This window comes from Streptomyces sp. NPDC043870, assembly GCF_056435785.1.
The window spans coordinates 23385-33097 of the sequence record NZ_JBWKDT010000019.1 but is presented as its reverse complement, the minus strand read 5'-3'; the positions used below and the strand labels follow the sequence as shown (position 1 = coordinate 33097).

Sequence of the window (9713 nt, the reverse complement as noted above, 5' to 3'; positions counted from 1 at the left end):
TTCCGCTGTCTTTTTTTTCCCCCCACCCCCCCCCCCCCCCTCCCCCCCCCCCCCCCCTCGCTCCCCCCCCCCCCCCCCCCCCCCCCCCCCCCCCCCCCCGACCGAGCCGCGTCCCGGTACCGTGCGGGCACAGGCCCGGCACCGGGACGCGCTGTGCTCAACTCCTCAACCCGTACGGACCGGCGTCAGCCGCCCAGCCCGTCCGCGGCCTTCTTGATGTCCGCCGCGAAGGCGCTCACCTCGGTGTAGACACCGGGCTTGCCCGGGCGCGCGCAGCCCTCGCCCCAGCTGACGATGCCGACCTGGATCCAGGCGCCCGCGTCGTCCTTGCGGAACATGGGGCCGCCGGAGTCACCCTGGCAGGTGTCGACGCCACCGGTGTCCAGGATCCCGGCACAGAGCTCGTCGCCGGGGGTCAGGTCGTCGCCGTACGCCTTCTGGCAGGTGGCGTCGTCGATGGACGGGACCTTGGCCTTGAGCAGATGGCGCTGCTGGTTGCCGCCTTCCTTGTCCGCGCCCCAGCCGGCGATGTCGAATTCGCCGGTGTTGAACTTGTCGTCCGTGGCGATCGCCAGGGTCGGCAGATCGATCGGCTTCTCGAGCTTGATCAGCGCCCAGTCCTTGCCCTTGCCGTTGTAGCCGGGCGCCTGGAGGACCTCGGTGGACTTCACGCTGATCGCGTTGGAGTCCTCCAGGTCGACGACGCCCGCCGTGGCGGTGATGCCGGTGTTCGGGCCGCTGCCGTCGACGCAGTGGGCGGCGGTCAGAACGATGTCCTTGGCGTACAGTGCGCCGCCACAGCCCATGGACAGCCGGACCATGAACGGGAATTCACCCTGATCGGCCTTGGTCCCGCCGACGACCTTCGTGCCTATCTCACCGCGTGGGGTCGGTGCGGAGGCTGCGTTGGCCGCGCCGGGCTGGAGGCTGAAGGCGGCCAGGGCGACGGCACCGATCGCGGTGGTCGTCCTGAGGTGCTTCAGGTAGCTCTTCAATGGACTTCCTCTCGTGGGGGGTTGCGTCAATGACGGGCCCATGCCAACCCCGGAATCGGAAGTCGCCACCGATCGAAGCGCGTCGGAAAACGGCAGCACACTGCAAGGCGTCCGAACCCAGTGGGGGATGAGTCCGCAAAGCGCCCTGCGATTATGTGGAACAAGGGACCGGGGTGACAAGGGCACACAATCCCCAACTCCCCTTCGCACTATGACCTGTTGGGTTCAAATCGACCCATCCCAACCACTATTGCCGTGCGCTGTTACACGAGTGATACGCAATCTCCGGAGAGCTGTGTCGTTGGCTCAATCCGCGCGGAATCCAGCGGCCCGGGTGCGGTAATCCAGCCAGAATTGCGTGCCGAACGGCTGAGGCCGACAACCTTCGGACCGCCGTCACCCGAGTGCTGGGCCTGTCCAGGGCCAGGCATGGAACGAGCATCGGACGGCCTTCACTTTCGGCCGCTGCCGGAGGAACTGTCCGGCGCCGGCCGACTGTTCACACCGCGCGCTGACCGTCCTGTGGCATTCGCTGTCAGTAGTAGTCGCCCATCATGCGGCCAGTCGGTATTGCCCCCCTGGATGCCGGGCACCACTCTCGGTCTTCTCCTCGGGCACACGGTGGAACTGGAAGACCCCTTCCGGGTGGGAGAATTCCTCCAGTCCAAAGAGTGCCACTTCGCCATAGCGGGCGGTATCCAGTCGCCGCCTCGAGTCGGCCTGCGACACACCGGGGCCTTCCTCGACAACGACGAACAGGCTCAGGACGTACCAGGATCGGTGCTTCGGTCGTTCAGGTAGCTCGCGCGCCCGTCGTCGTCGAGCTCGAACGGCCCCTCGGGAATGATGCAGAACTCGTTCCCCTCGGGGTCGGCCATGACGAGGAAGCCTCCCGCCGCATACTGCTGGAGCAGCCGTCCACCCAACGCCTCGACCCGTTCCTGCTCGGCGGCCGGGTCCGGCGAGGCGACGTCGAAGTGGATATGGTTCTTGCCGGCCTTTGGCTCGGCGACCTTCTGGAAGCCCATTCCCGGGCCGTCGCCACGCGCGAGCCAGACGTACGGACCTGTCCTCGCCGCGATGGGTCGTCCGAGGAGCTGGGCCCAGAACGAGGCCAGTCGCTCCGGATCGCCGCAGTCGATGATGATGTCCTTGATGGTCAGGTGGGTGCCAGGCATTCCGAGATGGTCCCAGATCGCCGCTGCCCGGCCGGGACCAGGTGGCCCGGAAGCGGCGGGAGGCCGGCGCCCGCTGCCGCGCGGTGTGCGTGGCACGCGCCTGCCACCTCCGTTCCTTCGGCCACTGCTCACGGCACAGTGGAGGCATGAACGCAGACACCGGGACACCGCGGCCTGGCGGACCCTTTCGGTGCTGCTGAATGCGGGCGTGCGTTTCCACAAGAGCTGGTGCGGGGGACCCGGGGTACCGGCCCCGCACCCTGCGCGAGGTACGCGAGCGGATGGTGTACGCGCAGCGAACCGGCAGACCTTTCGCCGAGGCCCTCGTGCTGCGTGACTGCCGTGACCGGGCACGACAGCCTGCTGCGGCTCATGACACCGAAACGTGATCCACGTACGTAGGCTGACACCACGTGCACGCGATCACTCAGGAGGTTCAACGGCCGTGTCGGACCAGGGAGTTTATGTCATCACCGGCGGCGGAACGGGCGTCGGCGCCGCCACCGCCCGGAGACTGCGTGCGGACGGCCACCACGTCGTCGTGTCCGGGCGGCGACCCGGGCCGCTCCAGCACATCGCCCAGGAGACCGGAGCCCTGGCTCACCCGGCCGACACCACGGACCGCGATGCGGTCGACGGTCTCGTCGACACGGCCCTGGGTGCGTACGGCCGGCTCGACGGACTTGTGCTCAACGCCGGAGTCGCGCGCGCCGGCGCCGTCGGCGACCTGTCGGACGAGGACTGGGAGGAGGTCATGCGAACCAACGTGACCGGACCGTTTCTCCTCCTGCGCGCCGCCCTCCCGCATCTGCTGCGGTCACGCGGCGCCGTCGTCGCGGTCGCCTCGGTCTCCGCTCTGCGCAACGGGCAGGGGAACGCCGCGTACGCGACGTCCAAGTCCGCCCTCCTCCAGCTGTGCCGTTCGCTCGCCGTCGACTACGGCCAGGACGGGCTGCGCGCCAACACCGTCTGCCCCAGCTGGGTGCGTACGGAGATGGCCGACCGGCGCATGGCCCGCTTCGCCGAGGAAGCCGGACTCACGGCCTCCGCAAGTGGGGAAGCCGACGGGGGAAGGGGCGACGGAACCGACGCGGCGTACGAGGAGGCCACCCGGCTCATCCCCGCACGCCGCCCCGGCGAACCCGGCGAAGTGGCCGAGGCGATCGCCTGGCTCCTCTCACCCGCCGCTTCGTTCGTCAACGGCGCGGTGCTCACCGTCGACGGCGGGGTGACGGCCCTCGACCCCGGCACTCTCGCCTTCGGCCATCGCATCGAGCCCCGTCCTGCCCACGGCGGCTGAGGCCCCGAAGGTCAGGCCGGAGCCCGTCAGATCGGCGCGGATGCCCTCGCGCTCGACGACGATGTCCCGCAGGCGTATGTCCCCGGACGTCGTCTTCGGCAACTCGAAGGAGAGCGAGAGCCGGTCGGAGAGCGCCGGAGGCCGCAGTTTCAGCAGGGAGCCGATCAGCTGCGGGTCGATGCCGGCCTTCTCCAGCAGCCACGGGTGGTCGACGACGACATCGACGAGGTTGACCTTCATCAGCTGCTGGAGGAATCGCGGGGAGCCGGTGAGGCGGCTCAGTTCCTCCTCGTTGCGCAGTGCGTCGTCGATCCGGGACTCGGGGATGCCGAGGCGTTCCACCACGGCGGGGAGGGCGAGGAGGGCCTTGGCCCGGGCTGCTTCGTGACTGATCCGGGCGGCCGCTTCGGCGTGGAGGCGAAGACCCGAGCGCGCGGGGTCCGTGCCCGGCCGGTAGGTGAACAGGCCGGGGACGTCGAGGCGCATGTCCTCGACCGTGGTGGACACGGCGCGGTCGCCGTCCTGCCGGACGTGTGCCTGTGCCCGCAGGCTCACCTCGCGACCGGCCACGGGCAGTGATCCGGCGATGTGTATGCCGCCGCGTCCCGCGTTGGTGAACCTGACGTGGGACGCGCCCAGTTCACGGTTGAGGTCGTCGAACGAGAGGAGGACGTCACCGTCCATCCGGTCGACGACGGCCCCCTGGAGCGAGGTGGGGAGGTCGCCGACGATCCGGATGTCCGTGGCGGTGGCGTGCACTTCGGCCAGGGAGACCTTGTCGGCGGCGACGTCCGGGAGGGTGACGTCGACCTTGTCGATCCGGTGGCCGAGCACCTGGGTGAGGAAGGGGAAGCCCGCGATGTCGACGTCGGGCCGGGCGGCGAGGCCGAGCGAGCTCTGGATCCTGTCCTCGGCCTTCTCCTCCGCGTACGTCAGGGCCAGGCGGTCGCATACGGCGAGGAGGGCGGCGCACACGACGGCGCCGACGGCCAGTTTCAGTACGACGGGAACGGCCGCGAGGCGACTTTTGCCGCGATGGTCGGGCGGTGACCAGTCCTCCGGCTCGTCGTCGGAGGGGAGAGCGACACCGGCGGCGCCGGCGGTACGAGAAGGACTGGCACGCGAACAGGAGGAAGGATCTCCGAAGTCGGGTTCCGGGTCCGCCAGTTGTGCGAGTTCCTCGTACGGATTGCGTGGATGCGTGGATATGCGTGTGGGGGGTCGCATCGGCTCATCCCATCACAGGCACCACCGTCGAACGCAAGTCAGGCATCCGCCGAACTCGTCCCGGAATTCAGCTATCCCTGAGCGACGCGACGCTCGTCGGCAGCGATGGCAAGGTCGTTGATGCTGGCGTAGCGCTTGCGCATCAGGCCGTGCTCGTCGAACTCCCAGTTCTCATTGCCGTAGGCGCGGAACCACTGGCCGGCGGCGTCGTGGTACTCGTACTCGAAGCGCACCGCGATGCGGTTGCCGTGGTAGGCCCACAGCTCCTTGCGCAGCCGGTAGCCGAGCTCCCTCTGCCACTTGGCGGTGAGGAATTCCACGATCTCCTGCCGGCCGTTCAGGAAGACATCGCGATTGCGCCACTCGGAGTCCTCGGTGTAGGCGAGGGCGACCTTCCCGGGATCGCGCGTGTTCCAGGCGTCCTCCGCGAGCTGGACCTTGAGCCGGGCGGACTCCTCGGTGAACGGGGGCAGGGGCGGACGCTGCGAGGCGGGCATGGCGGTCTCCTTCCAGGCGAGAACGATCGTTCTCAGCTCGTCGGGTACTCTACGAGAACGTTGGTTCTCACGCAATGGGGTGTCGGAGCATGGACATCGAGGCGACCAGGTCGCAGATCCTCGACGCGGCCGAGGAGCTCTTCTACGGCCAGGGCATCCAGGCGGTCGGCATGGATGCCGTGCGCTCCGCGTCCGGGGTCACGCTGCGGCGGCTCTACCAGGTCTTCCCCTCGAAGGGTGCGCTCGTGGAGGCGTATCTGCGGCGGCGCGACACCCGGTGGCGTGACAGCCTCGTGGCGTACGTGGACGCCGCGGGCGCGTCCCCAGGCGAGCGGGTCCTGGTGGTCTTCGACTGGCTGCGACGGTGGTTCGAGGAGCCGGACTTCCGCGGCTGCGCGTTCATCAACTCGTTCGGGGAGCTGGGGGCGACGGCTCCGGAGGTCGCCGAGGCGGCCCGCCACCACAAGGAGGCGTTCCGGCAGTACATCGCCGGCCTCGTACACGACGCGGGAGCTCCGGGCGGGCTCGCCGCCCCGCTGGCCCTGCTCGCGGAGGGCGCCATCACCACGGCCGCGATCTCCGGCTCGTCCCGGCCGGCAAGCGACGCCCGGGAGGCCGCACGGCTGCTGCTGGGCCAGGGCCTGTCGTTTGGATCAGGCCGGCAAGATCCGAACGACAGATCCTAGGCGATCGCGGCCTGAACCGGGGGCCCGGAGCCGGAGTTGAGCCGCCCGGCGCCGGGCCGGCACGCGCCTTGGGAGATGGTGAACGAGACGACTTCCGGGGCCGGTTTCGACGACAGCGCGGGAGCCGCCCCCTGTTCGGGGGAACCTTCCGCCGGCTTCCGCCGAACGTGGGACCCGGCGGATCCCCGGCTTGTCAGAGTGATCGCACAACCCCGTTCGCAAGAAGGAGTTCTCCGTGCCGATCACGCTCTCGCGAACCCGCCTCGCCGTCGCTGCCGCCACCGCCGCCGTGCTCGCCGCCGGGGCTCCGGCCGCGTACGCGGCGCTGGACGAGGAGCCCGTCCGGGCGGCGACGCAGAGCCAGGAGCACGTCGAGACACGGCTGTTCTTCGGAACCGCGCGGCCGGACGGCGGGCCCGCCGTCACCGACCGGCAGTTCAGCGACTTCATCGACCGGTACGTGACGCCCGCCTTCCCCGACGGGCTCACCGTCCAGGGCGGGCAGGGGCAGTGGCGTGATGCCGGCGGGGTCATCGAGCGGGAACGGTCGTACGAGCTGATCCTGATCTACCCGGTGGCCGGGGGCGGCAGCCGGGACCGGAGCATCGAGAAGTTCCGTACGACGTACAAGTTGCTGTACGGACAGGAATCCGTGGCCCGGCTCGACGAGACCGTACGGGCGGACTTCTGACGGCTTTCGCGACAGACGGCGGCTGACCGGTTGCACGGAGAAGGGCGGCCGGTCCGCCCGCGGGCAGCAGTGACTGACCCGTTCCACGGGTACCGGCTGCCGACCCGTTCCGCGGGGAGCGGCGGCGCTACCGCGAAAGACGCGCGGCGGAGGGGCGTCCGTACAGGACCGCGGCAAGTGCTCACCAAGGAGCCCGCCGACGAGCTGGGCTGCGATGAACCCGGGGAGCGAGGCGGGGGCAATGCCGGTGAAGGAGTCCGAGAAGGCACGACCGACCGTGGCGGCCGGGTTGGCGAAGGAGCCGGATGACGTGAACCAGATCGCCGCCGCGATGTACGCGGCCACCGCGATCGGAGTCAGCCGGGCACGGCCGATCCGGTCCAGGCCGTGGACGAGCAGAACGAGACCCGCTGTCGCGACAGTCTCGCCGACGAGCAGGTGACCGGCCGAGCGCACCTGGGTGGCCCATGTCACCAGCGCCCGCCCGAACATGGCCTCCGCGAGCAGCCCGCCGGAGACGGCACCCACAAGCTGGGCGACGACATAGAGCCCGGTTTCGGGGCCGGTGAGCCCGGATCCGCCGCGGCGGTGCGACCACCAGGCCAGGAGCGTGATCACCGGGTTCAGATGGGCTCCGGAGACCGGGGCGAGCAGGGCGATCAGCAGGCCGACCCCGATGGCGGAGGCCAGTGAGTTGCCCAGCAGCTGCACTCCGGTGTCCGGGCTCATCGCGGCGGCCTGGATGCCGGATCCGACGATAACGGCCACCAGGGCCGCTGTTCCGATCAGTTCTGCCGCGGCGCGGCGCGGCAGCGCGCTGCCCTTGCCCATGACGACTCCCCCCACCACGATTTCCCGAGTTACGGAAAGCATATTTCGTCATACGGAATGGTTTCGGCCAGATGAGAGCAAGTCGGAGGGGCGTATCGAAGCGTGCGACCGCGCGCGTGGTCAGGGAATCTCTCCAGATGGTTTATCGTTCATCTAGATGTGAGTGCGCACGGGACATTCGTCCGGGTGCATGGCTCACCCCACAGCTGCCCCGGCCGGCCTCCCCCGACCGGCCGGGGCCTTCCCCCCGGCCCTCCCCCGCCGCCGGCCTTTGGCTCAGCCTTCCTGGGACGTGCCGCCGCGGGCGGACGCCAGTACCTGCTCGATGGTGTCCGCCTCCGCTGCGTTCTTGTCCGGACGGTGGCGCACCACGCGCGCGAAGCGCAGAGCCACACCGGCCGGGTAGCGCGAGGAACGCTGTAGGCCGTCGTAGGCGATCTCGACGACGAGTTCCGGCCGTACGCGTACGACGAAACCGTCGTCGCCCATCGCAAGTTCCCGCAGATGGCCTGTCTGCCAGCGCAGCATCTCGTCCGTGAGTCCCTTGAAGGTCTTGCCGAGCATGACGAAGGTGCCGTCGGGCGCGCGTGCGCCGAGGTGCAGGTTGGAAAGGAGCCCGGTGCGACGGCCGTGACCCCATTCGACGGCCAGGACGACGAGGTCCAGGGTGTGGACCGGTTTCACCTTGAGCCATGAGCGACCTCGGCGGCCGGCGCTGTAGGGCGCGTCCAGGGCTTTGACCATGACGCCCTCGTGGCCGCGGTCGAGGGTCGCGGCGAGGAAGTCCTCGGCCTCGCGCAGCTGCGGTACGGAGCCGGGGTCCTCGATGACAACGCGCCGTACCCTCATGGGCTCGGGAACCAGGCGTGCCAGGGCCGCGTGCCGCTCCCGGCCGGTCAGGTCGAGCAGGTCGGCGCCGTCGTCGGCCAGGATGTCGAAGAAGACGGGTGACAGGGGCAGCGCGGCGGTCGCCGCGGCCACATCGGTGCGGGAGCCCACGCGTGCGGCGATGTCCTGGAAGGGCAGGGGCCGGCCGGCCGGGTCGAGCGCGATCACTTCGCCGTCCAGGATGAACCGGTCCCCCGGCAGTTCCCGCACCGAGGCCACGACGTCGGGCAGCCGTCCGGTGATGTCGTCGAGGGAGCGCGTGTGGATACGCACGTCACCGCCGGAGCGGTGGACCTGGATGCGAATGCCGTCCAGTTTCTCCTCGACGCAGCAGGAGCCGAGCGACTGGACCGCTTCGGCGACCGATGCCGCCGTATGGGCCAGCATCGGCTGGACCGGTCGGCCCACTCGCAGCCGGAAGGACGCGAGCGCATCGGGGCCCTCGGCGAGGAGGGTTTCGGCCACGCGGGCCAGGGAGCCGTCCAGCATCACCGCGCGCCGGACGTCGCCGGCCGGGGCGCCCGCCGCCTTGGCGACGGCCTCCAGAGCGATGGCGTCCAACGCGCCCTGGCGCACCTCACCGGTCAGCAGCCGGAACAGGAACTCCTGCTCGGGCGCGGTCGCCGCACCCATGAGCTCTCCGATCAGACGCTTGCGTTCGGCCTGCGCGCCGGCTCCGGCGACCTGGGCGAGTGCGGTGAACGCCGCGTCGGCCTCGCCGACGGTCAGGCCCGGCCGGTCGGCAGGCTGCACCCGGTCCTTGAGGACGCTCCAGCCGACGCCCAGCCGTCCCTGCGGGAGCCGTCCGGCGAGATAGGAGATGACGAGCGCGACTTCCTGGGGCCGGGCGCCCTCGAACAGGGCGGCCAGGGCTGCGATCTTGCGGGTACGGGACGGCTCGGCGGCAACCTGCCGCGACACGTCCGCGAGGCGGGCCAGCAGCATGCCGCCATCGTGCCCGACCCCGCCCCGGCGCGCACGCCCTGGCCGGGGGCGGCCGCGTGACCGAGCAGAGAGAGCCGGGCGGGCGGAAGCCGAGCGGGCCGCGCTCATGGGGTGGTGCCGAACAGCCGGTCGATGTGGTGATCGAGCAGGCGCAGGGCCTCCTCGGGGGTGTGCACGTGCAACAGCGTGTACGCGGTCAGGCCGTCGACCAGGCTGATGAGGATCATCGCCTCGTCGTCGGGATCGCACCCGGCGGGCAGCTGCCGGCCTTCGGCTGCGATCGCCGCATGGACCTTCGCCTCCTCGCCGTTCGCCCGGCGGAACGGTCTGGTCACCGTCACCGCGGCGGTGGCGGCGGTAGCGGCGGGTGAGCACGGCTACCGCATCCCGGATCTTGCGGCACAGTCCACGCCCGGATTCGCCGCGGCAGCGGCGCCCGGGATCGTCGACGAAATTCTTCACGTCGCCTGAACAC

Annotated in this window: 9 protein-coding genes and 3 pseudogenes; 5 read left to right on the top strand and 7 right to left on the bottom strand. The window is 70.2% G+C overall.

Translation table 11 applies throughout. The features are described from left to right. Positions 1-185 precede the first annotated feature (185 nt). Both AC0699_RS22885 and AC0699_RS22880 read right to left on the bottom strand, forming a co-directional pair. The gene (locus AC0699_RS22885) at positions 186-995 is read right to left on the bottom strand and encodes a S1 family peptidase (protein ID WP_478663162.1); all 810 of its coding nucleotides are present in this window, start codon (positions 993-995) and stop codon (positions 186-188) included. Between the two features lie 761 nt (positions 996-1756). Beyond that, entirely contained in the window at positions 1757-2173 is a 417-nt protein-coding gene (locus AC0699_RS22880; RefSeq protein ID WP_478663159.1) for a VOC family protein, read from the bottom strand. Between the two features lie 154 nt (positions 2174-2327). Here AC0699_RS22880 and AC0699_RS22875 point away from each other — a divergent pair. Together AC0699_RS22875 and AC0699_RS22870 are read left to right on the top strand one after the other, a co-directional pair. Beyond that, a pseudogene (locus AC0699_RS22875) lies at positions 2328-2562 on the top strand (hypothetical protein); the annotation flags it as partial. A gap of 56 nt (positions 2563-2618) precedes the next feature. Beyond that, entirely contained in the window at positions 2619-3473 is an 855-nt protein-coding gene (locus AC0699_RS22870; protein ID WP_478663154.1) for an SDR family NAD(P)-dependent oxidoreductase, read from the top strand. A gap of 492 nt (positions 3474-3965) precedes the next feature. Here AC0699_RS22870 and AC0699_RS22865 read toward each other — a convergent pair. Both AC0699_RS22865 and AC0699_RS22860 read right to left on the bottom strand, forming a co-directional pair. Beyond that, a pseudogene (locus AC0699_RS22865) lies at positions 3966-4700 on the bottom strand (LmeA family phospholipid-binding protein); the annotation flags it as partial. 71 nt (positions 4701-4771) lie between these two features. Then, positions 4772-5197, bottom strand: a complete 426-nt coding sequence (locus tag AC0699_RS22860) for a nuclear transport factor 2 family protein (RefSeq protein WP_478663152.1) — start codon at positions 5195-5197, stop codon at positions 4772-4774. An 89-nt stretch (positions 5198-5286) separates the two neighbouring features. Here AC0699_RS22860 and AC0699_RS22855 point away from each other — a divergent pair, with 89 nt between their 5' ends. Both AC0699_RS22855 and AC0699_RS22850 read left to right on the top strand, forming a co-directional pair. Next, positions 5287-5883 (top strand): TetR/AcrR family transcriptional regulator, encoded by a 597-nt coding sequence (locus tag AC0699_RS22855; protein WP_478663150.1) that lies wholly within the window; start codon positions 5287-5289, stop codon positions 5881-5883. Positions 5884-6118: 235 nt separating this feature from the next. Further along, positions 6119-6574, top strand: coding sequence for a DUF3574 domain-containing protein (locus AC0699_RS22850; protein ID WP_478663148.1), 456 nt, complete (start codon positions 6119-6121; stop codon positions 6572-6574). Positions 6575-6701: 127 nt separating this feature from the next. Here the strand turns inward: AC0699_RS22850 and AC0699_RS22845 are convergent. From AC0699_RS22845 to AC0699_RS22835, 3 genes and pseudogenes are all read right to left on the bottom strand, one after another. After that, a pseudogene (locus tag AC0699_RS22845) lies at positions 6702-7405 on the bottom strand (aquaporin). A gap of 276 nt (positions 7406-7681) precedes the next feature. Next, the gene (locus tag AC0699_RS22840) at positions 7682-9238 is read right to left on the bottom strand and encodes an ATP-dependent DNA ligase (protein WP_478663146.1); all 1557 of its coding nucleotides are present in this window, start codon (positions 9236-9238) and stop codon (positions 7682-7684) included. 104 nt (positions 9239-9342) lie between these two features. Then, complete coding sequence (locus AC0699_RS22835; RefSeq protein ID WP_478663145.1) at positions 9343-9573, bottom strand: TetR family transcriptional regulator C-terminal domain-containing protein; 231 nt, start codon at positions 9571-9573, stop codon at positions 9343-9345. A 13-nt stretch (positions 9574-9586) separates the two neighbouring features. Between AC0699_RS22835 and AC0699_RS22830 the strand changes: the two genes are divergently transcribed. Then, on the top strand, positions 9587-9709 hold the full coding sequence (locus AC0699_RS22830; RefSeq protein WP_478663142.1) for a hypothetical protein: 123 nt from the start codon (positions 9587-9589) through the stop codon (positions 9707-9709). The last annotated feature ends 4 nt before the right edge of the window (positions 9710-9713 follow it).

What these genes read in the sequence shown, in the direction of transcription:
- AC0699_RS22880 (WP_478663159.1), bottom strand. Translation starts at nt 2,173, where the DNA reads ATGCCTGGCACCCACCTGACCATCAAGGACATCATCATCGACTGCGGC.
- AC0699_RS22860 (WP_478663152.1), bottom strand. Translation starts at nt 5,197, where the DNA reads ATGCCCGCCTCGCAGCGTCCGCCCCTGCCCCCGTTCACCGAGGAGTCC.
- AC0699_RS22855 (WP_478663150.1), top strand. Translation starts at nt 5,287, where the DNA reads ATGGACATCGAGGCGACCAGGTCGCAGATCCTCGACGCGGCCGAGGAG.
- AC0699_RS22840 (WP_478663146.1), bottom strand. Translation starts at nt 9,238, where the DNA reads ATGCTGCTGGCCCGCCTCGCGGACGTGTCGCGGCAGGTTGCCGCCGAG.